This is a genomic window from Leptospira kemamanensis, assembly GCF_004769665.1.
In the GTDB taxonomy this organism is placed as follows: Bacteria; Spirochaetota; Leptospiria; order Leptospirales; family Leptospiraceae; genus Leptospira_A; species Leptospira_A kemamanensis.
Window position 1 is genome coordinate 177,411 of record NZ_RQGG01000007.1, and the last position, 26,452, is coordinate 203,862.

At 40.1% G+C, this 26,452-nt stretch carries 27 protein-coding genes; 19 read left to right on the top strand and 8 right to left on the bottom strand.

The genetic code is table 11. The annotated features are described in order from the left end of the window. Window positions 1–36: 36 nt before the first annotated feature. From EHQ59_RS02050 to EHQ59_RS02060, 3 genes are all read left to right on the top strand, one after another. Window positions 37–1,074, top strand: a complete 1,038-nt coding sequence (locus EHQ59_RS02050) for a hypothetical protein (protein WP_135617478.1) — start codon at window positions 37–39, stop codon at window positions 1,072–1,074. Window positions 1,075–1,184: 110 nt separating this feature from the next. Beyond that, window positions 1,185–2,096, top strand: coding sequence for an esterase/lipase family protein (locus EHQ59_RS02055; protein ID WP_135617479.1), 912 nt, complete (start codon window positions 1,185–1,187; stop codon window positions 2,094–2,096). Window positions 2,097–2,216: 120 nt separating this feature from the next. Further along, the gene (locus tag EHQ59_RS02060) at window positions 2,217–3,239 is read left to right on the top strand and encodes a lipase secretion chaperone (protein WP_135617480.1); all 1,023 of its coding nucleotides are present in this window, start codon (window positions 2,217–2,219) and stop codon (window positions 3,237–3,239) included. 92 nt (window positions 3,240–3,331) lie between these two features. Here the strand turns inward: EHQ59_RS02060 and EHQ59_RS02065 are convergent, their stop codons facing one another. After that, window positions 3,332–4,294, bottom strand: a complete 963-nt coding sequence (locus tag EHQ59_RS02065) for a putative glycoside hydrolase (protein WP_135617481.1) — start codon at window positions 4,292–4,294, stop codon at window positions 3,332–3,334. Between the two features lie 86 nt (window positions 4,295–4,380). On the opposite strand from EHQ59_RS02065, the gene EHQ59_RS02070 reads away from it, so the two are divergent. Together EHQ59_RS02070 and EHQ59_RS02075 are read left to right on the top strand one after the other, a co-directional pair. Next, window positions 4,381–4,944, top strand: coding sequence for a hypothetical protein (locus EHQ59_RS02070; RefSeq protein ID WP_135617596.1), 564 nt, complete (start codon window positions 4,381–4,383; stop codon window positions 4,942–4,944). Continuing rightward, window positions 4,941–5,876 (top strand): histone deacetylase family protein, encoded by a 936-nt coding sequence (locus tag EHQ59_RS02075; RefSeq protein WP_135617482.1) that lies wholly within the window; start codon window positions 4,941–4,943, stop codon window positions 5,874–5,876. The genes EHQ59_RS02070 and EHQ59_RS02075 overlap by 4 nt, the downstream gene beginning before the upstream one ends. A 1-nt stretch (window position 5,877) precedes the next feature. Here the strand turns inward: EHQ59_RS02075 and EHQ59_RS02080 are convergent, their stop codons facing one another. The 3 genes from EHQ59_RS02080 to EHQ59_RS02090 all read right to left on the bottom strand — a co-directional run bounded on the left by EHQ59_RS02080 (window position 5,878) and on the right by EHQ59_RS02090 (window position 10,343). Continuing rightward, entirely contained in the window at window positions 5,878–7,155 is a 1,278-nt protein-coding gene (locus EHQ59_RS02080) for an esterase/lipase family protein (RefSeq protein ID WP_135617483.1), read from the bottom strand. Window positions 7,156–7,420: 265 nt separating this feature from the next. Continuing rightward, window positions 7,421–8,665, bottom strand: coding sequence for a DUF1554 domain-containing protein (locus EHQ59_RS02085; RefSeq protein WP_135617484.1), 1,245 nt, complete (start codon window positions 8,663–8,665; stop codon window positions 7,421–7,423). A gap of 73 nt (window positions 8,666–8,738) precedes the next feature. Beyond that, window positions 8,739–10,343 carry an NADP-dependent glyceraldehyde-3-phosphate dehydrogenase gene (locus tag EHQ59_RS02090; protein WP_135617485.1) on the bottom strand — a complete coding sequence of 535 codons (1,605 nt, stop codon included), beginning with the start codon at window positions 10,341–10,343 and terminating at the stop codon, window positions 8,739–8,741. Between the two features lie 84 nt (window positions 10,344–10,427). Here EHQ59_RS02090 and EHQ59_RS02095 point away from each other — a divergent pair, with 84 nt between their 5' ends. The 3 genes from EHQ59_RS02095 (at window position 10,428) to EHQ59_RS02105 (ending at window position 12,892) form a co-directional block, all read left to right on the top strand. After that, on the top strand, window positions 10,428–10,610 hold the full coding sequence (locus EHQ59_RS02095; RefSeq protein ID WP_207762651.1) for a hypothetical protein: 183 nt from the start codon (window positions 10,428–10,430) through the stop codon (window positions 10,608–10,610). A gap of 71 nt (window positions 10,611–10,681) precedes the next feature. Next, window positions 10,682–11,860, top strand: coding sequence for a MaoC family dehydratase (locus EHQ59_RS02100; RefSeq protein ID WP_100718408.1), 1,179 nt, complete (start codon window positions 10,682–10,684; stop codon window positions 11,858–11,860). Between the two features lie 9 nt (window positions 11,861–11,869). After that, entirely contained in the window at window positions 11,870–12,892 is a 1,023-nt protein-coding gene (locus EHQ59_RS02105) for an MBL fold metallo-hydrolase (protein WP_135617486.1), read from the top strand. Between the two features lie 146 nt (window positions 12,893–13,038). Here the strand turns inward: EHQ59_RS02105 and EHQ59_RS02110 are convergent, their stop codons facing one another. Next, window positions 13,039–14,778: a DUF2079 domain-containing protein gene (locus EHQ59_RS02110; protein ID WP_135617487.1), complete on the bottom strand. Its 1,740-nt coding sequence runs from the start codon at window positions 14,776–14,778 to the stop codon at window positions 13,039–13,041. Further along, window positions 14,779–15,570, bottom strand: a complete 792-nt coding sequence (locus EHQ59_RS02115; RefSeq protein WP_135617488.1) for an aldolase — start codon at window positions 15,568–15,570, stop codon at window positions 14,779–14,781. It lies immediately after the preceding gene. A 111-nt stretch (window positions 15,571–15,681) separates the two neighbouring features. On the opposite strand from EHQ59_RS02115, the gene lepB reads away from it, so the two are divergent. The 3 genes from lepB to ilvB all read left to right on the top strand — a co-directional run bounded on the left by lepB (window position 15,682) and on the right by ilvB (window position 18,923). Further along, window positions 15,682–16,719 (top strand): signal peptidase I, encoded by a 1,038-nt coding sequence (gene lepB, locus EHQ59_RS02120; protein ID WP_135617489.1) that lies wholly within the window; start codon window positions 15,682–15,684, stop codon window positions 16,717–16,719. Next, the gene (locus tag EHQ59_RS02125; protein WP_135617490.1) at window positions 16,716–16,943 is read left to right on the top strand and encodes an AtpZ/AtpI family protein; all 228 of its coding nucleotides are present in this window, start codon (window positions 16,716–16,718) and stop codon (window positions 16,941–16,943) included. The genes lepB and EHQ59_RS02125 overlap by 4 nt, the downstream gene beginning before the upstream one ends. Before the next feature lie 264 nt (window positions 16,944–17,207). Beyond that, entirely contained in the window at window positions 17,208–18,923 is a 1,716-nt protein-coding gene (ilvB, locus tag EHQ59_RS02130) for a biosynthetic-type acetolactate synthase large subunit (RefSeq protein WP_135617491.1), read from the top strand. A 52-nt stretch (window positions 18,924–18,975) separates the two neighbouring features. On the opposite strand, the gene EHQ59_RS02135 is transcribed toward ilvB, so the two are convergent. Together EHQ59_RS02135 and EHQ59_RS02140 are read right to left on the bottom strand one after the other, a co-directional pair. Beyond that, the gene (locus EHQ59_RS02135) at window positions 18,976–19,323 is read right to left on the bottom strand and encodes a P-II family nitrogen regulator (RefSeq protein ID WP_002975072.1); all 348 of its coding nucleotides are present in this window, start codon (window positions 19,321–19,323) and stop codon (window positions 18,976–18,978) included. A 5-nt stretch (window positions 19,324–19,328) separates the two neighbouring features. Continuing rightward, on the bottom strand, window positions 19,329–20,618 hold the full coding sequence (locus EHQ59_RS02140; RefSeq protein ID WP_135617492.1) for an ammonium transporter: 1,290 nt from the start codon (window positions 20,616–20,618) through the stop codon (window positions 19,329–19,331). A gap of 327 nt (window positions 20,619–20,945) precedes the next feature. Here EHQ59_RS02140 and EHQ59_RS02145 point away from each other — a divergent pair, with 327 nt between their 5' ends. From EHQ59_RS02145 to atpA, 8 genes are all read left to right on the top strand, one after another. Continuing rightward, on the top strand, window positions 20,946–21,431 hold the full coding sequence (locus tag EHQ59_RS02145; protein WP_135617493.1) for a glutathione peroxidase: 486 nt from the start codon (window positions 20,946–20,948) through the stop codon (window positions 21,429–21,431). After that, entirely contained in the window at window positions 21,418–21,858 is a 441-nt protein-coding gene (locus EHQ59_RS02150; RefSeq protein ID WP_135617494.1) for a MarR family winged helix-turn-helix transcriptional regulator, read from the top strand. The genes EHQ59_RS02145 and EHQ59_RS02150 overlap by 14 nt, the downstream gene beginning before the upstream one ends. 231 nt (window positions 21,859–22,089) lie before the next feature. Further along, the gene (locus EHQ59_RS02155; RefSeq protein WP_135617495.1) at window positions 22,090–22,470 is read left to right on the top strand and encodes a hypothetical protein; all 381 of its coding nucleotides are present in this window, start codon (window positions 22,090–22,092) and stop codon (window positions 22,468–22,470) included. Continuing rightward, window positions 22,439–23,518, top strand: coding sequence for a F0F1 ATP synthase subunit A (gene atpB / locus EHQ59_RS02160; RefSeq protein ID WP_425270108.1), 1,080 nt, complete (start codon window positions 22,439–22,441; stop codon window positions 23,516–23,518). Before EHQ59_RS02155 ends, atpB begins: the two co-directional genes overlap by 32 nt. 48 nt (window positions 23,519–23,566) lie before the next feature. Continuing rightward, complete coding sequence (gene atpE / locus EHQ59_RS02165; protein WP_002975055.1) at window positions 23,567–23,851, top strand: ATP synthase F0 subunit C; 285 nt, start codon at window positions 23,567–23,569, stop codon at window positions 23,849–23,851. 2 nt (window positions 23,852–23,853) lie between these two features. Further along, complete coding sequence (locus EHQ59_RS02170; RefSeq protein ID WP_015677608.1) at window positions 23,854–24,378, top strand: F0F1 ATP synthase subunit B; 525 nt, start codon at window positions 23,854–23,856, stop codon at window positions 24,376–24,378. After that, complete coding sequence (atpH, locus tag EHQ59_RS02175; RefSeq protein ID WP_135617497.1) at window positions 24,375–24,938, top strand: ATP synthase F1 subunit delta; 564 nt, start codon at window positions 24,375–24,377, stop codon at window positions 24,936–24,938. Before EHQ59_RS02170 ends, atpH begins: the two co-directional genes overlap by 4 nt. Continuing rightward, the gene (atpA, locus tag EHQ59_RS02180; protein ID WP_015677260.1) at window positions 24,935–26,449 is read left to right on the top strand and encodes a F0F1 ATP synthase subunit alpha; all 1,515 of its coding nucleotides are present in this window, start codon (window positions 24,935–24,937) and stop codon (window positions 26,447–26,449) included. The genes atpH and atpA overlap by 4 nt, the downstream gene beginning before the upstream one ends. Window positions 26,450–26,452 lie beyond the last annotated feature (3 nt).

Consider the following 26,452-nt stretch of genomic DNA (forward strand, 5'->3'; position numbering starts at 1 on the left):
TCCGACAAATCATTTTATCATTCCTATTCAATCATTATGTTTCAAAATAAAAAAATCTTATATAGCGTACTCTCAAGCCTAATCATTCTATTTGTAACGATCTTAATCTTAAGGCCTGGCAAAGACAAAAACCAAAAAGACTTCGAAGCAATTCTCGCTGAAGGTAAAATTGCCGAGTCAAAAGAATTACCAAACTTACCAGAAGACTACGCAGATCATAAACTCATGGAGTATTCCATCGAAGAGATCGCAAGGATCTTACAAGAAAAGTATGGGAAAAATATTGATAACCCTGCCGCTCAAATTGCCTTGATCGAAGAACTGATGAAAGACCTTCCCAAATTGTATCCTAACGATTGGGTCAAAGTTTTGAATCAGATTTTAGGATACGCGTTTCCAAATAAAGCTTTGGAGCTCATGCGTATGTCCGAAAGTCTTTATAATTACAATCGTTTTAGGGAAGCAAACATGAGTAAGGTGGGACTCATGTCTGACGAAGCCCGCCGTGAGATGATGTGGAAAGAACGGTATCGCCTTTTCGGTGAAAAGGCAGATCAGATTTGGGCCATGGAAAAGAAAATGACTGTCATTGGAGACACACTCAAACGAATCCAGGAAAGCCCTGCTGGAAATTTGGATGCCAAGTTAAGCAATTATTCTCAGACCCTAAAGGAACAATTTGGCAAAGACTACCCAAGGCTTATGGAAAACAAACGCCAACAACTCACAGAAGGGTTTATGGTTTCTGTCCAAAAGGACTTAAAGGTTTTATCCTACGGGGAACGAAAGTCCGCTCTTCGTGAAATCCGCCAAACCATGGGAATGGACCAAGCGGCCTTAAACCGGTGGGATGCTCTAGAAGAGGAAAGGGAAAAAGCCTGGCAAAACCAACAGAAGTATGCGGAGAAACGAAACCAACTTTCTACGAAGAAAGGGGGAATGACAGCTGAGGATGAAAAACAGCTCGACGCGATGCGGAAACAACTTTTTGGGGAAGAGGCTGAAATCATCAAAAACGAAGAAGCGAGTGGTTACTTTCGAGCGGCGGAAGAACGCACGTATGGGGTCAACTGAGGGATTTGGAACACTGTTCCGAAATATTTGCCATAGTTGTGTCATAAAAAGTTGACTTATGGCGCCTAAGTGGGTTAATTTAGCCAAAACATAGAAAGTTCAGGTGAAATATGAAAAAGAAAATAGTGATCGGGTTTTTAGCGACCCTTCTCTCCTTCCCCACATCAGGTCTGTTTGCTGGTCCTTTGGATGGCCAATGCATCGCTCTCGTTCACGGGATCCTTGGTTTTGACGACACACAAGGACTCGCTGGTGGACTCGTTAAGTATTGGGGAGGACTTGATGGTTACCTACGTAGCCAAGGTGCAAAAGTAACTACACCTGGAAGTTCTGCGACGAATTCCATTCCTACTCGTGCAAGCCAAATCCAATCTGCAGTTAACACTTGGATGACAGCAAACGGTTGTTCCAAGGTGCATTTGATGGGACACAGCCAAGGTGGGCTTGTGATTCGTTATATGGTTTCAAACCTAGGATTTGCTGGTAAAACACAAACGGTTACCACAATCAACTCCCTCCACAAAGGAGCACCGATGGCTGACATCGTTCTTGCAGTGATTCCTAGTTGGTTACAACCTTTTGCAAACTCTGCACTTGGTTTACTTGCAAAACTAGTGTATCGTGATGGTCGTCCGCAGGATGCCATTGCCATGGGTAAGTCTTTAACTGTCAGTTATGTAAAAACATTTAATACAAACTCACCTAACAAATCTGGAATCAAATACTATTCTTACGGTAGCCAAATGGCATGGGCAGACCTCATCCAACACCCAATCATGGCACTCACTCACCCAATCACATGGGCTGGTGGATTGTTTTATGGTTTAGGTGGAGGAAATGACGGAGTAGTTCCACTCAATTCCCAAAAATGGGGTGCTTGGAAAGGAACTCCGAATGCATATTGGTATGCAACAGGGATTGACCACCTCCAAGCAACTAACTTGGCATGGAGCGGACAAAACTTTTTTGATGTGCAAGGTTGGTACTTGAACATCGCAAAAAATGCAAAAGCTGGATTATAAGTAATCTAGAATCCGCAACGAAAAGCCGGTGGAAACATCGGCTTTTTCATTCTACAATCGATTCTCGTTTGACCTCTTCAAATCATTTCAATACTTCCCAAGGTTCTCTCATTCACACAAATGGATTTTAAAAAAATTATTCTCATCATCATTCTTTTCTTTGTACTGTTCTTAAGTTTACTCTATTTCTTAAAACCAAACGAATCACAAGGAGATAAAAAAGATTCACTTTCTCCCGAAGAACAAATGGTTGCAGATCGGATCTCTCCCTTAGGCAACGGAGACGGTTTTTGGGACGAAGCCATCTCTCCGTTCCGAGAAGACAGAACCAAACCTTATTTAGAATTACTCGATGATCTGAAATCAGGCAAAGTCAATTTTGTTTGGGAAGTTTGGGCTTTACGTCGTAAATGTAATCCAGATTTTACACCTGAACAGTGTAATGCGACAATCCTTGCTTATATTGATTCCGAATACGAATCACCAGACAAAGAAAAGGTAAAAGATCTATTTGTCTCGTATTTCCGTTATGAAGAAGAATACAGAAAATGGGAACAACCAACAGACCTTTCCTTTATGGAATTGTATGAAAAAATCAAATCCAAACGAAGAGAGATTCTTACCGATAAAGCAGAATTGATTTTTGGAATGGAAGAGGCTCAAGTTTCTTTTTTAGAAGGAACAAACAATTTTTTAAAACAAACAACAAATGTGCCTGCAGAACAGCGGGTAAAACAGTTTGAAGAGTTTAAGAAAAAAACCTATGGAAACTATTATGATTCATTAGTATCGAGAGAAGATAAATTTGATCATTACCAAATGGAAATGTCCTTACGAGATAAGGAATACACATCCATCGGTGATTCAAAAGAAAAAGAAAAATACCTCTATAAAATTGAAACAAAATACTTTGGAAAAGAAAAAGCAGATCTTTTGGCAAGTGAACGAAAAAAAGAAGCCAAACTTTCTGAATCCATTTCTGCATATGAATTGAAAGAGAAGGAATTTCTAAGAGAAAATGTTAACCTTTCACAATCAGAGAAAGAAAAAAAGCTGAATGATCTTCGAATCCAAATGTTAGGTTCTGAAGAAGAGGCGGATGCCTATGTGAGAAGAAAGAATATAGAGGAAGCTGGGAAATAAAAGGTATTTATCATCATATCGTTTTGCAGCGAAATGATGTGTAGGATATCTAAGGATTGATAAATAACTTCAATCCTTAGATATTAATACCATTAGTTTTGATTTTGGGACAACTTTTGGGAGTTAGGTGTTGGTTCCTTTTTGTATTTTTCATATGCATTCATGGTTTCTAAGTATTCGTTCCCTGCGTTCCATACGATGAAACCATGTCCTTGGGAGTCGCGTGCTCCTTGCATTTGTACTTTGATATAGTCCGTATAACTCAACTTACTTGGACCAACCATCATGTTAAACCCTTGCACCCAGGCGATGGCTTTGGTGCCTTGTTTGGCTCGTTTCACAGTCAGATCGAGTCCGTCTTTAATCGTTCCATATGGATCAGCAACTCGTTTGGTCAAACCGTAAAAATGAGATGGATACAACATGGGGTAAAGTCCATTGAGTTCTTCACTAAAGGGTTCTACTTTCTGACCAATCACATCGTTTTCAATAAAGGGAACTCTTCCAAAAATATCGGCTGTCCATTGGGTTTGGCTTGGGCAAACGTCTTTTGTTTTTTCTTTATGGTCTTTGATGATACCTAAAATGGATTCATATCTTTTTTCGTAACTCATACTGAAGTTTGTGCCACCATCAGCGAAGCGAATGTAATCCAACTGGATTTCGGGAAATCCTAATTCGCAGGCTTTGCGAATGGATTTTTGAATAGAGGACACAAGACTTGCGTTAGGTGTTTTTTCAGTGAGGCCACCTTCAAAATTCACCACACGAGCAACCATATAAATCCCGAGAGCTTTTGCTTCGGCTACTTGTTCTGGAGTTGGTGGGTGAGGTTGCATATCCACAACAGCTGTATTCATCCCTGCGTCTTTCATCACTTGGAAAAGAAGAGTCCATCGTTTTTTATCGCGAATGGTTTTGGTATTGATGTAGAGGCCTTCGATGAATTCAGGAGCTTCGTTCACGGAACCCGAATTTTTTTGCCCTTTGGTTTGCGATATGGATTGGCAGGCAATAAATACAAATAAAAGCAGAAAGGAAAAAAATGGTTTCATAGTCGTTATGACAAGTTTTTCCTTTCGTGCAGAAAATTCAAATCGAATCGATTGACGAAATTCCATTGGTATCTCAAAATTTGGGCATGATTGAAATCACAAATGACTTCCAGATTAAGTCCTACGGTCGTTTCCCGGAAGTTCTTTCCGAACAGACTCAGTTCAAAGACCGAATGGTGGAAGTCTCTCGGCTGTATAAAGCAATGGGTGAGTCTTACCTGCAACATTTAGGAGACGATGCCAAAATCAGCGGATCAGAGAAAAAGGACCTAAATGAATTTTTAGAAAATATCTTACTCGTCCTTGTGATGTTACGAAAACTGGATTTTTCCCAAGCGGATACTGAAGTGTACATTCGCAAAGATAGGGGACTGTTTGAGTTACGCCTGCGTTTTGGAGACGGGGGAATTTGGGAACTCACTGGTGGGATTCGGCCGGAGTATAAAATGAAACAACGAACATTTAAAGAATGGTTTAATACAGAATTTTCCAATGACATCAAAACATTTTATGCCGTGTATGGAAATGCCGGACTCGACAAAACTATATCACCAGAAGACAAAATCCAAATCACAAAACAAGTTGATCGGATCATTGCTGAGATTGTTGAGATGATTGTTTATATCGAACGGTTTATGTTGTTCCAATGAAAACGGGAATTTCATATCACCCATCTTTTTTAGATCATAAAACGGGTTCTGGTCATCCTGAAACTCATGTGCGTTTAGAATCCATTTTGGAGGAGATTTCAGACCTACCATCGAACAAGTTTGAATGGAAAACCAATTTTAAAGAAGCACCTTTATCCCTGATCTCTACCATCCATGATCCAAATTACGTTCGTTTGGTGGGGCGAGTTTGTGAAGAAAAAGGATCAGGCTATTTAGATGGAGACACAGTTTTTTCACCAAAAACATACCAAGCAGCAAGCCTTGCTGTTGGTGCAGGTGTGACACTGGCACAAGACATTTTGGATGGTCAGTTAAAAAATGGAATGGCACTTGTGCGCCCACCAGGCCATCACGCAGAATCGGATCACGCCATGGGATTTTGTTTGTTTAATAATATTGCCATCACAGCCAAATACTTACAAACCCAAGGGATCAAACGAGTTTTGATTTTGGATTGGGATGTCCATCATGGAAATGGCACCGAGCACCAGTTTTACGAGGATGATTCTGTTTATTTTGTTTCTTTTCACCAATTTCCGTTTTATCCTGGCACTGGTTCTGCAAGTGAGAGGGGACGAGGGAAGGGGCTTGGTTATACACTCAATTTGCCAATGGCAAGAGGAGCTGAAGAGAAACAATATTTAGATCAGTTTACGTTTGTTCATAAAGAAATGGAGCGTTTTCAACCTGAGTTTGTTTTGGTATCCGCTGGGTTTGATGCTCATATCCGTGACCCACTTGCAGGAATGAATCTCACCACATCCTCATACGAATCACTCACAAAAGAAGTGAAACAAATTGCTGATATTTATGCAAAGGGAAGGATGTTGTCGTTTTTGGAAGGTGGTTATGATTTCCAAGCACTCTCGGAATCAGTGAAAGTGCATTTGGAAACATTTGCTTCTTCTTAATTCATTCCTTAGGAGCCACTCCCAATACAACTTTTACCCAATGGATGAGTGGTCTTGCGCTGATGATGGAAAAATGGTTTTGTTTTTTTAGTTCTAAGGTACGAAGGGAGGGGTTCGTTTTTTTATCGAACACTTTGTCCGTTAGGTAACTGAGACTTTTTTTCTCTACAATCCCATCTCCTAAAAAGTTTTGTAAAGGATTTTCAGGTCCTTCCATGAGTGCATAGGCTTGGTAAACATCTAAATCATCTAACTCACCAAAATAGGTTTCTGCAAAGTAACCAGAGATGGTTTCCTTCCATCCTTTCTCTTCTTTACGGATGAGACCAAACGATAAGTCCTTGATGGCATCACTTCTTAGGTTTCCAATCATTCCAATGATTTTAAGAGCGACATTGGGACTTTTTTCGAATAAAAACCCTAACCAAAATCCAATTTTTTCTAAATACGAACCTTTGTTTGGTGCAGCGACTAAGATCACTTTTCCAAGTTGATTGATCCAAGGTTTGTTTTCCAATTTTGCATGGTAGATACAGGATCGAAAGATAAGGCAACCTAAACTATAACAGATGATATCTGGTTTTATTTCAGTGTGTTCGGCAAAAAAAACATCCAAAAGGTGCATGAGTTTTTTCCCATTTTCATGGATGGGAAGTCCATGGTTGTATCTGAGATAAAAAGAAAAATATCCACAGGTAGCAAGTTCCGTAGCAAGGCCAGGGGAAGTGATTTGTCGATTTTTGTATTCGACTGTTTGTTCTTGCCAAACTGATTCATCGGTAAAAAGACCTGGTAAAAATAAAACCGATTTCGTTTTTCCAGAGTTTAGGTATTCACTGAGGGTTTCTTTGGCGGTGATGTCTTTTCCAAAGGTTCGAAAACACATATCAATTTTTGTGAGTTTGAATTTTTGGTTATGAGAACTTCCTAATATACTGGAAACCATACGGTTATCAAACACCATATCATCACTTTTTTTGGCTGTGAGTTCTACTTTGAATAGGGCTTTGTCAAACGCTTGGTTTGTGAGTTCGATTGTTTTTTGTAATTCTTCATTGGAACGAAGACCAGTATCTCGCACTTGGACCCCGAGTTTTTGGAGTGCTTCCCTCCATTCAGGTTTATAAAAAAAGGCATTGGATAAAAGATCCAAACCATCTCCCGTTTTTGTCAGACTGCCATGGACTAAAAATTGAACTCCTTTTAAGAGGGAATCCGTTGTTTTTTGGGTGAGGGATACGGTTTTCCCAGCAAGGGAATTGATTAGGATTTGGATCACGGTGAGAAAGTGTAAGGGAAGATTCTAGGAAAGCGAGTCAAAAACGAAATGGGGAAATCGTTTTTCATTGGAAAGGATCAGATTCCTTGGGATGATCCAAAGTATCAATCAGTTGCTAAAATGGGGAATCGATCATCGATCATTTGTATGCAACACAAAATCCGTTGTTGAGCCTGTTCTTTTGAATTCTAAAGAGATATCAAAGATCAAAAAGAGTCTGTCAGGATAGAATGAAATTGGAATTAGGGAAATATGAATTATATGTTTACTGTTCGACGCAGACTAAATGATAGCTGTCACTGCAACTTCGACCATTGCCAGATCGAAAAGCTGTATAGTCAGTAACGTTCGAAGCTCCAACCCTTCCCCCTTCACTGGCAGTAGGTGTAGTTGCATTCGTTGTCCAATTGATGCAACTGTTTGTGGTTTGAAACGTAGCCTCTTCCCAATAATTTGTTTGCGCAAATCCAGTCCAGTAATACTTAGTCACTCCAGAGTCAAAGGAATGATTTAATATCGTAGCCGGAGCATTGATTATCCCTGCTGCATTCGGCGTAAACAGTGATGCAGAATCACTTGATCGAATGTAAATACGACCAGATTGAAATATCCAATCTATATTCTCTCCAACTCCTCCTCCACAATTTGGTGAGCTACAGGCCCTTCTATTTGCTCCGTCCGTAACCATCGCTTTGTAAGTTCCAGAAGAAGGTTTATTGGCATCGGCCGCACATTTTTCATCTGCTCCTGCTGGTCCATTTGCTGCAGCACCTTGTAAATTCCCATCAAATGTGGATGCAGTAATGAAGACTTTATACACAGTAGGTTCGATCCGAATTGTTATATTTTCAGTATCTGTGTTTGTACCATCAGTTGCTGTAATGATATATGTTGTGCCTGCTTGTTGGTCAGTCGGAGTTCCTGAGATTGCACATGTGCTAGAATTAATTGAAAGTCCATTGGGGAGTGCGGGAGCCACCGAACAGTTAGTGATCGGAAATCCTAGTGTTGCCGTTAAGGTTGGTGCAGCACTGTCTTCTTTGAAAATAAAGGAGTTCCCTGAATAAGATACGCTGACGTTCCGATGGTAAATTGGAATTTGACCTGACACACCATCAAAAAAAGGATCTGCACTGGCAGCTGTCACAAGTAGATTTGAAGTCTCTAAAACTTGTGTATTTGAATTTAATGTAATCAATTGAACTGTATTAAAATCAGAAGATGTAAATGTCAAATTGCCAATCACATTTAACTTTGCATTGGTGAAGGATAAAACTACATTCGCAGTTGGTTGACGAACGAGCGAAAAACCAAAGGTTTTTGACGTTCCATAGTACAAAACCACACTTGTCCCGGTAACATTGATTTTGGCGGAAGATCCAATGCTAAAAGAAGTCGTTGGAAACTGACTATTCAGCAGAGTAAAAAGAAACTCATCCTTTGTGTTCACTGGATTACAAGTGAGAAAACTGAGAGAACATAAGAAGGCCAAAACTCCATTCCAACGCATTTGGATAGCCTCCTTATCCCTTTCAACAAATTAGGGAAACCCCTTTCTCAATGATCGGAGAAAAGAGGAGGACTTACAAGTGAAATTCTTCGGAAAGGTAACGAGAACTCTTGGTCTTCAGTACTTCCCCCAGAAGATTACGTCCCTTTTCTGTGTCTTTTAAGCTGACTACGGTGCGTAGGGAAAACACACGAAGTGCATCGGAAACAGATAGTGTCCCATCCGCCGAGTCCTTTCTTCCCGAAAAAGGAAACACATCGGGTCCCCGTTGGCACTGCGCATTCCAATTCACACGAGCCACTTGGTTCACAAGGGTATCGATCAGTTTTCCAACAGTCTTTGGGTCTTCTCCAAACACACTGGCCTGTTGGCCCATATTGGAATTGATGATGTATTCCATTGGTTCTTCGATTGATGTATAAGGAACGATGGGAACAAGAGGTCCAAATTGTTCTTCGTGATACAGACGTGCGTTAGGTGAGACGGGGGAAAGGATGGCAGGTGTCATAAAGGATTCTAAAATTTCCCCACCACCTTGGTTTAAAATCTTTGCCCCATGTTTTAATGCATCATCCAAAAGTTCTTTGAGCCATTTGGTTTTTCCTTCTTCAGGGAGTGGAGTGAAGTTCACATCTTTTTCCCAAGGCATTCCCGCTTTCCATTTGGAAAATTCTTCCAAATACAATTTCGTAAACTCATCTAAGATATCTTTGTGTACAAAAAGGATTTTGAGTGCCGTACACCTTTGTCCATTGTATGATAAAGATCCTGATAAAATTTCAGGAACCAAGGTTTTTAAGTCTGTATCAGGGAGGACAATGGCTGGGTTTTTGGCATTCAGTCCCAAAACAGATCTTAGGCGGTTGAGCTTTGGGTGTTTTTTTGTGATGAGATTTGCGGTTTGGCTCGAACCAATAAACGCAAACACATCAATTTTACCTGATTCCATAATGGGTGAAATGACTTTGGCCCCATCACCGTACACAGTATTGATCACGCCAGGTGGGAATGCTTTTTGAAAAGATTCAAGAAGAGGTTCTAAGAGCAAAACGCCATATTTGGCTGGTTTGAAAACAACTGTATTTCCCATAAGGATCGCTGGGATTAAGGTACAAAAAGTTTCGTTTAACGGATAGTTAAATGGCCCCATACACAAAACCACACCATAAGGGGAACGTTTGATTTGGGCAATCAGTCCACTTTCTTGTATGTATTTGGAAGAATTGGATTCCAGTTCTCTGAGTGCCTCTACTGTATCCTCTAAGTATTCGATCGTGCGATCAAATTCTTTTGTGGCATCTTTTTCTGTTTTTCCAATTTCCCACATCAGAAGTAAAATGATTTGGTTTCGTTTTTCTTTCATGAGAGTTAGGAAATGGTTCACTGCCAAGATCCTTTCCTCTGGTGTGGAAGTGGGCCAAACACCTGTTCCATGGTTGTAGGCTTTGACTGCGGCATCGAGTGCCTTAAGGCTTTGCGATGTATCAAAACTAGGGTAGGATCCAAGGACTACTTGTTCCAATTTGCCATTTCGTTCGAGAAAGATCGGGGACTTTACGGTTTGTGTTTCTCCCTTCCATTCCAGAATTTCGCCACCGAGAAGGTATTTGGTTTGGTGGATGGGTGAGATGCGGTAAGCAGGGGGAATGGAATCTTCAGTCGGAAAAACAAAGCTCATGATCCATGAATCGAATGCGCACAGGACTAAAAAAGCAACATTTTACAGAAAAGATCCGCCGATAGTTAAATTATGGAACCATGGATGGCAGAGAACCAGGAAGAGTGGGAGGCTTTGACCTTACGCCTCTTTCGCCGAGTGGAAGAATTGGAATTACTGATGCAAGAAGTGCGCAGTGATTTGACAAGATACCGCGCGGTTCGGGAAGAATGGTATCTTTGGCACAGCGCTTGGAAGGAGGAATACGCCAAACGAGCGACCGGATGAGCTGGAAAAATCGTTTTCTGTAGGACCTCTCTTGGAAAATTAGTCCTATCCCATTCGAAAAAGGAATTCCCATGGTCGAAAAATCAGTGTCCCCTTTTGGTGAGTTAGCTCCCAAGACCCCTGCCTCTCTCTCTGACATCAAGAAGAACATCTACGGACGATACCTCGAAGAATTCAATGTCGGTGATATTTACGTTCACCCTCGCCAATTCACAGTCGACAGAAGTTTTGCCCAAGAATTTGCCACTGTGTTTATGGATGCCAATCCTCTTTACTTATCCAGTGAATATGCAAAAGCACATGGTTTCCAAGACTTACTAGTCCACCCACTCATGGTGTTTAACTTAGCGCTTTCTATCGGTGTTCAGAATAACAGTGAAAAGGCGCTTGCAAACCTTGGTTATTACAACGCACAATTTTTAATGCCAGTGTATCCTGGTGATACCTTGTCTTCTCGCACAAAAATTTTGGCTGTAGATGACAAAGGGCCTGATAAACCAGGAATCGTGAGTGTGAGAACCCTTTGCCTCAACCAAAAAAACGAAGTGGTGTTACAATACGAACGTAAGATCATGATTTACCAGTCCAATGGAAAACCAAAAGGAAATCCAAAACCTGGTGATGCTTCTGCTTTTTTTCCTGAGTCCAAAACTCCTGCACTCAAACTTCCAAACCTCAAATTCCCAACTGAGATGAAAGATGTCACTTGGGGACATACTTACTTTGAAAACTTCAAACCAGGTCAAATTTATGTACACCAAAACGGTAGAACGATCACAGACGAACACTACCAATGGACCTACCGAGTAGGAAACACACACCCACTTCATTATGACAAATTGTATTCTGCAGGAATCTCAGGCCCAATGGGTGGAGAACCAGTGGTGTATGGTGGACTCGTATTTGGTTGGTTAGCTGGTATGGCATCTCGTGATATTTCTGAAAATGCGATTTGGGAACTTGGTTTCACAGAAGGATACCATACACAACCTGCATTCTCTGGTGATACGGTAACTTGTATTTCCCGAATCCTCACAACAGAAGACAAAGGAACAGAATACGGAATCCCAGCGGGAGAAGTACAAATCCAATTTATTGGTCTGAAAAACATCAAAGCAAATGATGCATTGGATAAATTTGGTGCGGATCTTTTCCTCAAAGAAAACGACAAAAAGAAATTGGGAAAAGAAAAAATCCCAGAAAAAATCTTCGAAATTGAAAGAAGATTGATCATCAAAAAACAACCATAAGGTGAAACTTTGAAAGTAACCATCCCTAAGCGAATTCCTGAGATGGAGGACATTGGGGATGGTATCTTCAAGATTGTTCTGCCCCAACCGTTTTACGCTCCAAATAACATCTATTTGTATGAAGGAAACGATGGACTCACCCTGATTGATTCAGGTTACATCGAATCCATTCCCATGTTACAAGCATCCCTTAAAACCAAGGGATTTTCTTTCAAAGACATTCGTCATATCATCTACACGCACAACCACTTAGATCATATCTCTTCTGCCTTAGTTCTTAAATCCTATGCCAAAAATGTAACCTATTATGGATACCGTGCTATGGCAGATGGAGTTGGGAATTATTTGGAATCGATGTTACTCTTTGAAGAAGCCACTGAGGATTTATTTCACAAAGCCTTTGGTGACAAAGAAGAACTGGGTCGTATCCTAACGGAATCTCGTAAGGGTTGGCGTCAGTTTTTTAGTAAGTTTGGGGAAACTAAAAAAGGGGATCCAGTCTTACGCATTGATGTGGCGATTGATCATAATGATAGTTTGGAGTTAGGTGGAAGGCTCTTTCGGTTTTTATACACACCTGGTCATAATTTATACCATATCACTCCCGTTGACCCAAGCACAGGGGTTTATTTTTCGGGAGACCTCATCATTGCCAATCTCACAGCCATTTATTCTGAGATGGATGGGAACTTAGGGGATTATTATTTTACCCTTTCTAAGTTATTAGAAGAACCCATCAAACGAATGTTACCTGCCCACGGAAGCGAAATTGAAGATCCCAAAAAAACGATCACTCTTGTGAAAAAAACTCTGAGTATCTTAGAGAAAGGAGTGCTCCGTCGCCTTCGGGAAGGGGAATCTGACTTAAAAGTATTAATGGAAGCGGCGATCGGAAAAAAAGTACATAATGGTGGCCACCTGCCAACGGCCCTTGGTCTTGTGTATAGCATCATCCAAAAACTCGTGTTAGAAGGACAAATCCGTATCGAAAAAAGAGACAATGGATACGAAGTCTTTCATATTGTTTCCTAAAAAAGAATTTTAAGTGTTTCTCAAGGATTGTATAATCCTTTCATTTTCCATTGATTGGAACGATATTTGATTCGAATTGGAAAATGTTTCCGAACGAAATCTTCATTTTCTGAAAGGATAACACTTCCAAAGAAATTGAAATTTTTTTACTTCTTAAGTTTCCAAACTTCAATTTGTTTTCCTTGCCAAATTTTCTGATGATTCCGTGTTTTGGCCTCTGCAAAGGTATCGAGGATGCGTTGTTTCGGCCAAAGAATTGTGTCAGTGAATTCAGGAGCCAAAACCACATAACAAAGTTTTGTTTGATCGCAAATTTCCTTTCCGTTCTGTAGCTTTTCGAGTGGATAGAGTGTCACCTTATCATTGATAAAAAAGGAAAGATTGTATTGGGAAAATACAATTTGTTCCTTTCTTTTATTTGCTGAGTGAGTTGATTCTTTTTCCGCCTCAGTTTGTAAAATTCCATTGGCATATGGTAAGTCTTCTTTTACCTCAGCTTGGACCTTGGAATCATACCAATGTTCTTTTGATTGGGTAACGAGTGGAAAATTTTGGTCCATCGAGTTTTTCCAAAACAAACAAGCTAAGATGAGATACACAAGGGGAAGGGAAATTTGTTTTTCGGACTTGAGCCATAAAATCCCACTATAAAGTAAAAAGGGAAGTAGGGAATAACTGTAATACGAATACACTTCATGGTGCCAAGGCCTTGTGGAGAGCACATGCATTAGGTAAATCAAACTGATGCCAAGAAGTTCGGGAATGAGTTGGATCATTCCAAGTCCCCCACTTGTAAGTAATTCTAAATAGATTTGAATTGATTTGGAAACACTAGTCACTTGTTTGAAAGAGGCGTGATATTCTTGTCTCAAAACTTGAGACCAACTTAATATCGAATGGGAACCATTTAGGATCGGGAAAAGGAAAAAAACAAAACCTAAATACAATACGGTGATGAGTAGAATTCCGAAGAGGGAAAAGACCTTCCGTTGGCTTGTACTTGTAAGAAATCTATTTTCTCTATATGCACGGTAAACCTGATAAAGGGAAGTGATAATCACCGGAAGGAAAAACAAACAGAGATAAATACCAATGTCTTCCTTTTGGATGAGAAATAAGATCAGAGATAATCCTAACAATAATAACTGTTTGGTGAATTTGGTTTTGCCATCTACAAGGATGGTTTTACATCGTTCCCACTGGTAAAAAAAGAAACAACCAAAGAAGACTACAAGAATTTCAAAATGATAACTGGAACCAATCCGATACAAATACAATTGATTGGTAAGTACCACCCAAATCACTAAAAACTTCAAATCAATCGATGATTTGTTTTTTTGGGATACGAAATAGGCCCAAGTTAACCATAAAATCGTTGTCAGTTGGTAACATAAAAATACACCAACGGCTAGCCCATATCGATTGGGAATCCACTTGACGAAGGGGGAAAGAAAAGCCATCCCTGGAGCAAAGTGATGGTTTAGATAACTACCATTTACGGTATCACTATAATAATGGCTTTGAAATCCGTATCCTTTCGCGAACGAGAGTAATACATCAGAAATTCCAATGTAATCGGCATCATGGAATAAAAAGGAATTCACAAAAAATTGGGTGAGATGATACGCATGGTAGGAACTTGCCAATAGAAAACAAAGCCCACTCACCCAAACAAAATAAGGAAGCAGGTCATTATGCGTTTGTAAGGAAAAAAACTTAGAAAATGATTTTGAGTTCGGTGATTCTTTTTTGTTTTTCCAAACTGAATATACGAAGAGACCAAGGAAAAAAAGAGATACCCCCTTTTGAAAGGGGGCATGAAAGTGTTTAGGAGAAACAAAAAGAAAGGAAGTAATTAAACTAGAAAGAAAAAATAAATAAACCACTTATCGAATGAAATACAATACCTTTCTTTCACCGATTCGTTCTCTATTGATCTCAACTCGGTTTCTGTAATAGTATCCTTTTTCAGGAAAGGTTTTGGAGAATAATTCAAATAAATCCATTTCGAATACTAACATACATTCTGCGATGTCTGCTGCCCCAATTTTCATGGCTTCTTTTGTATCCACCATAATGTGTCTGGAATTGATATAGTCAGGTTGAATTTCATTTGCAATGAGTTCAAAATTAGTTTTGGTTATGGTTCCACCAACTGAAGTTTTTTTCCCACGACTCTTTGCTTCTGAAATGATTCTTTTGGCAACACGAGTCACTTCTTTATCATCTGGTTTTTTGTCCATGGAGGCACTTAAGTCAGATCTAGCAGCTGTTACTTGCTGTAGTTCTTGGAAGGAAGGAGAATCGAAGATATCCATTAAATTACGGTAACCAGTAATGGTTTCCATATTGATGGATTTGTTATAAGATTCAAATTCAGAAGGAGTGAGGAGGTTTTTCATCGTTTGGATGAAATTTTTCAGGGCATACTCGGATTCCACCATAGGAGCAGAAATCCCTGAAACACCAATCCTTTGGCAAATGCGGATATCATTACGTGCTTCTGGCCCACCAATTTTGACATAGAGAGGTAATATGCCTGCAGTGATCGTTCGGAGAAGAGAAATTTCTTCCTCTCCCATATCTTCTGTTTCGGTTCCCGTTTTGATACAGACAAAAGAATAGTTTTCCTTCATCTCAATTAGGGTATTACGTAATCCACGGATTGATGTTTCCATAAGCAGAAGATCTCCATGTATGGTATCGTCGATTCCCGAAAATAGTACAAGTCTTTTGCGCTTTTTTTCCCCCTTTCTTGACAGAAAATTCCAATTCCTTAGCTTCGAACTATGGGATTATTTTCCTCCATTTTCAAGTCCACACCAAAACCAGAATCCAAAGAACCAGAAAAGGAAGGGGCCGCTGCCTCAGGAATTTCCTTTGGAATCATTGTTGTCCTCGTATTTGCTTTCAAATCATCTATATTAGATGCAAATAATATCCCATCAGGATCGATGATCCCCACTTTAAAAATTGGGGACTTTTTGTTTGTGAATAAAATGCGGTATTCCTTCCGAATGCCTTTCACAGAAAAAGAACTCTTCCGTATCGATGACCCAAAACGAGGAGACATTGTCACCTTTATTCCACCAGCTACGGCACTTGGACAAGAAGAGTCTCGTTCTGGAATTTTTGCCAAACGATTTGTCAAACGTGTGGTTGGTCTACCTGGAGATACCATTCGTATCACAAGAAAATTCATCGATACAAAGGACAGAGGGAGAGTACACTTTGCACTCGTTGAGTACAAAGAAAAAGGTGCCACCGAATTCCGATCTTATGAACCCAAAGAAGTTCCCATTGGAAAGGAACTGTCTGATTTAGATAATTTAGAAGCAACACAACGAGCGCTCTTCAAAGAAGTGAAACCTGGATTTGAACATTACATCTTGGAAGGATTTGAGGACGATAGAAGAGCTCATATCTTTGAGTATTGTGATTTTTTACATGGTTGCGAAATCCCAGAAGGACAGTACATGGTGATGGGAGACAATCGAGATGATTCTCATGACTCCCGTGCTTGGGGATTTGTAAAACGGGAAGATATTTTAGGTAAGGCTCTTATCATTTATTTTTCCATAGACTGGAAGGACTCCACTTGTGAATACAAAGATGGACAAGAATTAGCAGAGAAAGGCCCCGAGATTGCAGAACGATATGACGGGGAAACATTAGAAAAAAGATGTCACTATTCGGAAGTATTCTCTTCACATAATGCGCGTTATTATGGAGATGAATCTCGATTTGGTTGGATCGAAAGAACACTTCGTTATCGGCTTTGGAGGCTCAGTGTTCGTTTTGATAGGATTGGTCGAATTTTGCAGTGACAGAAGATCCTAAAAAACCTTCCTCTGGTAAAAAAGATCAGTCACCATTAGCAATGGCTGGGGCAGGTTTTGAATTTGTATCCTCGATTGTCTTCTTTGTCATCGGCGGTTATTATTTAGATGGGTATCTCCAATCGGAGCCACTTTGGTTACTGGTTGGATTTTTTTTGGGGTTTGTTTTTGCATTTTATTCACTGATCAAACGTGCCAAAGAAAACGAATGAACTTCCTTCCCAAATAAATTCTTGACCAAATCATTGATGAATCAAATAAAAGAATCAGACTATGGAAACGTTGGCAAAATCATACACAATCGGGAACAGTTCCCGTTATGCATTGGGTTTGCCTTCTTATGTACTCAGATCCCTCATTCTAGTCGTCGTCGTCGTCTCTTCAATCATACGTAGCTTTCTGTCATAATCCTCCTATTGTTTCCTCGGTCGACAGAAAGCAAAAGTCGACGAGGAAACCAAAAAGGGAGAATACGTATGACCGAATCAATTACCGTAAGTCAATATATCATTCAATTTTTAGAGAAACAAGGAATTCAATGGATCCCAGGTGTTCCAGGTGGAACCATTTTGCCGTTATACGAGAGTTTGGCGGTATCTAACATAAGCCATGTTCTTGCCAGGCACGAACAAGGTGCGGGTTTTATTGCACAAGGAATGGCTCGTAGCACAGGGAAGGTGAGTGTTGTTTTTGTTTCCTCTGGTCCAGGTGTTGCCAATCTCATCACAGCTGTTGCAGATGCCTTTAGAGATTCAGTACCAATGTTGGTGTTTTCTGGCCAAGTTCCCACTCACTTAAAAGGAACAGATGCATTCCAAGAATTAGATACAGAACAAATCGTTACTTCGATGGTAAAAAAGGTATACTCGGTGGAAGATGCAAAATTGATTCCATCGATTTTGGAAGAAGCGTACCGGCTCGCGTCCGAAGGGAAACAAGGGCCTGTATGGATTGATTTGCCAAAAGACATTCAAATGAAAACGATTTCTTTCGGACATAGAACATTACCTGAATCCAAGAATCCATTTGATCCAAGTGGTATGGAATCAATTTCCTTCTCAGGGAATGATTCGATTTCTCTTTCCTTTTTTTTACAGGAATGGAACCAGTATTTAACGGATGCTAAGTTTCCTTTATTGTACTTGGGTGGGGGAGCTAAAAAAGAATCCAAACGATTTCGTGAAATTCTTCATCATTACCAAATCCCTGCTGTGACAACACTAATGGGACTTGGGATTTTAGAAAAAAATGATCCCCTAAATTTAGGAATGATGGGAATGCATGGAACCATAACGGCCAATGAAGCGTTAGGAGTATGTGATTTACTCATTGCTATTGGTGTTCGTTTTGATGATCGAGCGATTGGAAACAGAGAATTATTTTGTCCGAATGCAAAGATCATTCATATTGATATTGATGCCAATGAAATTGGGAAAATCAAAAAGCCAAATCTCAGTTTCAATCGAGACATTTCAGAAGTGATTTCTGATCTATTTCCCATTCCTAGGAAAGAATCCAGTTTCCACTCACTAGAAAATAAAACATCTAGTTATATACAACAGATAGAAGTTTGGAAACAAATTCCAGAAATCCATCCAGCAAAAGAACTCATCACTAACTTTGCTTCTTATGTTTCAAGTGAAGATCATTTTGTGATCACGGATGTGGGACAACACCAAATGTGGGTGGCTCAGTATTATCCATTTCCCAATCCAAATACATGGATCACTTCTGGTGGGCAAGGTACAATGGGCTTTGGGTTACCTACATCAATTGGTGTATCTTTGGCAAACCCAAAGCAAACGGTATATTGTTTTACAGGTGATGGTTCGATCATGATGAATCTTCAAGAGTTGGCAACACTTCGAGAACTGTATCTCAATGTAAAAATCATTTTGATGAATAATATGCATCTTGGATTAGTAAAACAACAACAAGATTTGTTTTATGGGAATGTTTATTCTGGATCGAAGTTTCATTTTCATCCCAACTTTCAAACGTTATGTGATTCTTTTGAGATTCCATATTTGTTATGGGAAAAAGATCAAAATGATTTTGATTTGCAGGTTATGTTGGGAAGTAGTGGACCAAGTTTTGTGGAAATCAAAATACCATCGGATTGGGGAGTATATCCATTTGTTCCCGGTGGTAAGTCCAACCAAGAATACATTTTGGACTTGGTAAAAACTTAAAAACTCCAACTCCCATAGAATTACAGTTCATTCTATGGGAGCATTTTCGAAATTAAATGGCTTTATTTCCTCGTTCGCCACTGCGGATGCGGATCACTTCTTCCAATGGCATAACAAAAATTTTACCATCACCAATTTTACCTTCAGGACCCGTTTTTGCTGCTTTCAAAATGGCATCAACTGTTGGTTTTACAAATTCATCATTGACTGCGATTTCCAATCGAACTTTTCTGAGTAAGTTTACTTGGTATTCATGGCCACGGAACACTTCTGTTTTCCCTTTTTGTTGGCCATAACCCTGTACATCACTGACTGTTAAACGATAAATTTCATTTTTCGTTAATTCGTTTTTTACTTCTTCGAGTTTGTGTGGTTGAATGATTGCAATTACTAATTTCATATTATTTACCTAATATCATATCCTTTTTCACCATGAATCTCTTGGTCGAGACCAGTGATTTCTTTGTCTTCTTCAATTCTAAATCCAATGGTTCTTTCAATGACAACCGCCAATAGATAAGACACAACAAAAGAATAAAATCCCGTTGCGACAACACTGATGATCTGTGCCATCATTTGACTTTGAAATGTCATTCCTTCTGCTAATTCTAATGCAAAGATTCCAGTTAAAATGGCACCAAATGCACCACCAGCTCCGTGGATTCCAAACGCATCCAAGGTATCATCGTACTTTAGTTTTCCTTTTAGAAGAATCGCCAAATAGCAGATAGGTGATACAAGTAATCCCATAATTATGGCTCCTTTGACTCCAACAAAACCTGAGGCAGGTGTGATCACAACAAGGCCTGCAACAATACCCGAAGCAGCACCAAGTGCCGTGGCTTTTTTTGTATGATACCATTCAATGAGTAACCAACTTGCACCAGCAGCTGCGGGAGCAACTAAAGTCACGAGAAATGCTCTTGCCGCAAGTCCATTCACACCAAGACCAGATCCTGCATTGAATCCAAACCAACCAAACCATAATAATCCCGAACCAAGTAATGTATACGTCATGTTATTTGGATGAGTGAGTAGGCCTGGATCACCTTTTCGTTTGCCTATGACAATTGCTGCTGATAATCCGGCAATCCCCGAAATTAAATGTACAACAGTACCTCCAGCAAAATCTAACGCATTCATTTTGAATAACCAACCAGATTCCGACCATACCCAATGTGCCACTGGATCATAGACTAACGTTGACCATACGAGAATGAAAACAATATAGGCAGATAGTTTAATTCGTTCTGCGATTGCACCTGAAATGAGAGCAGGTGTGATGATAGCAAACATTCCTTGGAATAAAAAATGAACGTAAGTTGGAATCGATCCTGTTGCTGAGTTGAGATCGATACCATCCAAGAATGCTAAATCGAAATTTCCAATATAAGGATTCTCACCAGAAAACGCAAAGCTATATCCGAAGATTGTCCATTGTAATGTCATCACAATGATAGCAACAAAACTATGCATCATCGTGGACAATACGTTTTTGGACCGGACGATACCGCCATAAAAAAGAGAAAGCCCAGGTATCATAAAAAAGACCAAAGCACAAGAAACCAACATCCAAGTCGTGTCAGACTTATCGATTGGACTAGTAACCGCCGTTTCTCCTTCTGCCATTAGTAATGTTGGCAATAAAAAGAAAAAACAGAGTAAGACAGGTCGTAAGACCATATGTAAATTCATAAATGACTCCAAAGGTTTTAGATTCAATTTCCGAAATAAAATTCGTATTATTAGGAATGGGTGGAGTATGAAAGCGAGTAAAAATCGTTAAAAGATGAACTTTTTTTAAGAAAAATTTGGGATTCGAGATAGGGATTTGTCAATCAAAACAAGCTGTGGTAAGAGGTAGACATTGGGAGGCGGGTTGTAGTTCCCCACCCAATTCAGGGCGGGGATTTAATATCCGCAAAAAAACCTAAAATCTTCCCTTTTTTCTCAATTCCTCAAATAAAAAGATTGAACAAAATTATATTGTGCACAATCTAATTGAAAGAAGCGGAGTAAATCATGGCAGAAGATTTTTATAAAATTAAAGTGAAACGTGGATCTGAAGAGATCCCGATGGAACAATTTAAGGATAAGGTTTTGTTGATTGTGAACACTGCAAGCCAATGTGGTTTCACTCCTCAATACAAAGGATTACAAGAAACCTATGATCGTTGGAAAGGGAAAGGTTTAGAAATTTTAGCGTTCCCATGTAATCAATTTGGGGAACAAGAGCCAGGATCTGATACAGAGATTAAATTGTTTTGTGAAAAAACTTTTTCTACCACATTCCCAATTTTTTCAAAATTGGAAGTGAATGGTCCAAATACAGATCCACTATATTCTCATTTAAAGAAGAGTGCTCCTGGAATTTTTGGATCATTGGATATCAAATGGAATTTTACCAAGTTCTTGGTGGATAAACATGGAAACGTTGTGAAACGATACGCGCCAATCACGAAACCAGAAGCAATCGAAAAGGATATAGAGAAACTTGTCCAAGGTTAAATCGCAAAAAGATGAGGTTCTTTTGTTAAAGAACCAAATTTGTTTTTCGATGTATTCGTCTATGCATCGGTTGATGAAACTCTATCGTCCGCTTCTTGCGGACATAGGGTTAACTTACCCCCAGTATATAGTAATGCTTGTTATGTGGGAAGAGAAAATTTCAACAGTGAGTAAAATTGGCGAAAGGCTCCAGTTGGATTCTGGAACATTGACACCGCTCTTAAAACGATTAGAGCAAATGGATTACCTAATTCGTGAGCGAAGTAATGTTGATGAACGCATTGTGAATATCGTGCTTACAAAAAAAGGAAAATCGCTCCGAGAAAAAGCAAAATTGATACCAGAGAAGATTTTTTGTCTTTCTGGAATTGAAGAGACACAAGCAAGCCAATTAAAACAAATTTTGGACCAATTGGGTAGCCATTAACGTATATCTGATTGAATCGTTACAAAAACGCGAACTTATCGAAAAATAAAAATTTGAAAAAGAGATTCTTATTTCCCAAACCAGCAAACATGTGATATATGGAAGCCATTGGGTGGCGGGTGGTTAACCCCACCCAGTTCGATTAGGGCGGGGATCTATACCTTTTTATCCTCGCAAACCCCATACCCATTCCGGCTTGCCCCCAAACCCTTCCTATCACAACGTGAACCCATGGATCTAAATTCGATCAATCTCAGACGATTCCATTGGCATTATTTTAGTTATCTTTTCATTGTATTGATTCTAAGTCTTCCCCTAACAGCGCGTTTTGTGGAAGATGGATTTCGAATTCTTTTTTATATTGGGGGTGCCATTTCCTTTTCCGTGCAAATGGCCATCTTACAATTACGATTCCTTCCTCGTAAAATCCCTGCTTTATCAGAGACTGGCTTCCCTCTTTTCACTGTATTTCTTTCGTTTTTTCTGAATTTAGGCATTTTGACTGCGTTTCAGGTCTTAGAATACCCTTTTGAGGCAACTTCTGGATTTTTAATTGCCTATTTCGTCCACCTTCTTTTCCTTGTATTTGCGAGCTATTTCAGTGGAAAATAAGTCTAAATATCGGTTTTTTTTATCATTTTTATTAGTTTTTTCCCTTAGTTTTACGAATGTTTTTGCAAACGATTCGGAAGGGCACAGCTCTGATGAGGGCTTCGATTTCAGCGAAGTGATGGCGCACCACTTAGGTGACGCTCCTATCTTCCCATTGAACTTCGGTGGCACAATCGTAATGGAAGGCCAATCTGGTTTCGATGCTGAAAATCACGATGTCTTCGTAAACCATGACGGTGTGAAATATCACTATGTTGGTGGTCTTGACCTTCACATCACCAAACGAGTGACCATGATGTGGATCGCTTGTTTTTTTATGTTCCTCATCTTTATCCCTGCCGCAAACCTCATTTCTAAAAATCCGAAAAAGGTGCATAACAAATTCACTTCGGGTGTGGAAGCGTTTGTGAGTTACTTAAAAGAAAACGTAGTCGATTCATCTCTCGACCACCACGGACATTCTTACTACCATTACATCTTCTCTTTGTTTTTCTTTATTCTATTCTGTAACTTGTTTGGACTCATCCCATCGGTAGGGGAGCTGACTGTTGCAGCATCTGACGGACTTGTCGCTCTTGGGTTATTCGAACACACTCCACATTCTCTCCATACATTTGGTGAGATTTGGTCTGGGATCACTCCCACAGGTGACATCAGTGTCACTCTTTCTCTCGCATCTATCACCTTACTTACGATTTACGGAACTGCTTTCTCCTACCAAGGATTTTCCTTTGTAGCACATGCGGTTCCTAAGGGAGTTCCTCTCCCACTCTGGCCACTCATGTGGGTTCTAGAGTTTATCGTTACTCATATTGCCCGTTCGTTTGCATTAACCATGAGGTTACTTGCCAACATGACAGCAGGACACGTTATGATCCTTGCGTTACTTGGGTTTATCTTTATGAGTGAAAGTTGGATGATTGCACCTGTATCTGTTCTCAGTTCAGTGCTCATCTACTTTTTAGAACTTCTTGTAGCACTTCTACAAGCGTTCATTTTCTCACTGCTCACAACCGTGTTCATCGGAACTGTGATGCATAGACATTAACATTGGTTTTATTTATATTATAAAACACACAGGAGTGAAACGAAAACAATGGAATTCGGTTTAGGATACATCGCAGTAGGACTCGCAGCAGGACTTGCATTACTTGGTGCAGGAATCGGTATTGGTAGAATTGGTGGATCAGTGGCAGAAAGCATTAGCCGCCAACCAGAAGCAGCGGGAAAGATCCAACTCGTTCTTTACGTAGCAGCAGGTATGATTGAAGGTGCAGCACTTTTCGCAGTGGTAATCGCTCTTCTTATCGCGCTCAAACTCAATGGCTCAATTGACAAAACAATTGGTGCTGGTGCCACTAAAGTAGAACAAGGACAATAGTCTTGGTACTCCTCGCGGCTTCCGGCTTCAATTTGCTGAAAGTCAATCCGGGTCTGGTCATCTGGACCCTGGTCACTTTCTCAGTTGTTGTCTTCGTTCTTAAAAAATTTGCATGGGACAAGATCCTTCATGCTCTCGAAGAACGTGCTTCCGGCATCCAAGGTGATATCAACAAAGCGGAATCTCTTCGTGTTGAAGCAGAAAAGTCTTTAAAAGAATACAAAGACCAACTCTTCAAAGCAACAGAAGAAGCACACAGAATTGTCGATGAAGCTAAGAAAGATGCAGTTGCTCTCCGCACTAAATTGACGGAAGAAGCACACAATGAAGTAAAGGGAATCAAAGACAATGCTGTTCGAGAAATCGAATTGGCAAAAGGCAGAGCCTTGTCTGAGTTACAAAACCAAATTGTGGAAATGTCCGTTCTCATCGCGAGTGAGATCTTGGAGAAACAATTGAAGAAGGAAGACTATGCTTCCTTTGTTGAAAAAGAGATCGCAAAACTCGATAAACTTAAAATAAAATGAGTCTGAACCAAATTTCAAAGGTTTACGCAACGGCACTTTTAGAGTTAGCTCAAGAAACTAACTCTCTTGAGTCAACGGAAGAGGAATTATCAACACTCGTTGATGTTTTCTTTTCCGATGATTCGATTCGCCATTATTTTCTTTCTCCATTAGTTGATCCTTCTGAGAAAGAACAAACTGCCGCAAAGTCAGTTCAAGGGAAGGCATCAGAGTTTGTTGCCAACTTCATTACACTTGTGGTTCGTAAAAACAGGTTCCTTTACTTAAAGGATATTTTGGAAGATTATCGTGCAGGTGTGGACCGACTTAAAAATCGTAGTTCCCTTCGTATCGTTTCCAAAGAATCATTAGGTAAAGAAGCAGTAGATCGAATCACGAAGTCCATCGGATCTAAGTTTGGACGTGAAATTCGTGTCACGGAACAAGTGGATCCAGCCCTCATTGGTGGATTCAAAATTTATATAGACGACTTTTTAATCGATGCCTCAATCCGCGCAAAACTTGCCGGAACAAGAGAGGCTCTCCTCCAAAAGAAAATCCCAGTCGGAGCATTTGAATGAAAATTAAAACAGACGAAGTAACGTCGGTACTAAAACAAGAAATTAAAAACTTCAAGAAAGACCTTCAAGTTGAAGAAGTCGGAACAGTTCTCGAAGTCGGGGACGGGATTGCGAGAGTTTACGGACTCACAAACGTAATGTCAGGAGAGCTTGTTGAATTCCAAAACGGAGTTCGAGGCCAAGCCTTCAACTTAGAAGAAAATTCAGTTGGGGTTGTTATCTTTGGTGATTATATTAAAATCGAAGAAGGTTTCACAGTTAAACGTGTGGGAAAAATCTTCGAAGTTCCAGTGGGACCAGAACTTCTTGGTCGTGTGCTTAACCCACTTGGGGAAGTGATCGACGGAAAAGGACCACTCAACGCGAAAAAAACAAGACCAGTTGAGTCTCCAGCTCCTGGAATCGCGATGAGAAAATCAGTTCACGAACCAATGCAAACTGGTATCAAAGCGATTGATGCGATGATCCCAATTGGACGTGGACAAAGAGAGCTCATCATTGGTGACCGCGGAACAGGAAAAACTTCCATCGCGATCGACACCATCATCAACCAAAAAGGAAAAGGTGTGATCTGCGTTTACGTAGCGATTGGACAAAAAGCATCTACTGTTGCATCCACCATCGAAATGTTACGCGAAAAAGGTGCTCTTGAATATACGATCATCGTATCGGCAAACGCATCAGAACCTGCTCCTATGTTATACATTGCACCTTACTCAGGCGCAACAATGGCTGAATACTTCATGTATGAAGAAGGGAAAGCAACTCTAGTTGTTTACGATGACCTTTCCAAACAAGCCGTAGCTTACAGACAAATGTCACTTTTACTTCGCCGCCCACCAGGTCGTGAAGCATATCCTGGGGACGTATTCTACCTTCACTCTCGCCTTCTCGAAAGAGCAGCGAAACTAGATGATAAATTCGGTGGTGGGTCTATGACTGCACTTCCAATCATCGAAACTCAAGAAGGGGAAGTATCAGCATACATTCCTACAAACGTAATTTCCATCACAGATGGTCAGATTTACCTCCAATCCAACCTTTTTGCATCGGGTCTTCGCCCTGCGGTGGATGTGGGAATTTCTGTATCACGGGTTGGATCTGCAGCGCAAATCAAAGCGATGAAAAAAGTAGCGGGAACACTCAAGTCTGATCTTGCACAGTTCCGCGACCTAGAAGCGTTTGCACAGTTAGGAACAGAACTAGATCCAGTGACACAAGCTCAGCTTGATCGTGGTTACCGAGTTCTTGAAATTCTCAAACAACCAAACAACTCACCAACTCCAGTGGAAGAACAAGTGATTTCGATCTTCGCTGTGACAAAAGGATTTATGGATACAATTCCTACTGCAAAAGTAAGAGAATTCGAAGCCTTCCTTTTGAAAACAATGAGAGAACAACACCCAGAAGTATTGGAAGAAATCAGAACTGCCAAAGAAGTGAAACAAGAAGCAGCTCTGCAAAAAACAATCAAATCGATTGTAGAACATTTTTTAGCAAAGAATAACTAAGGG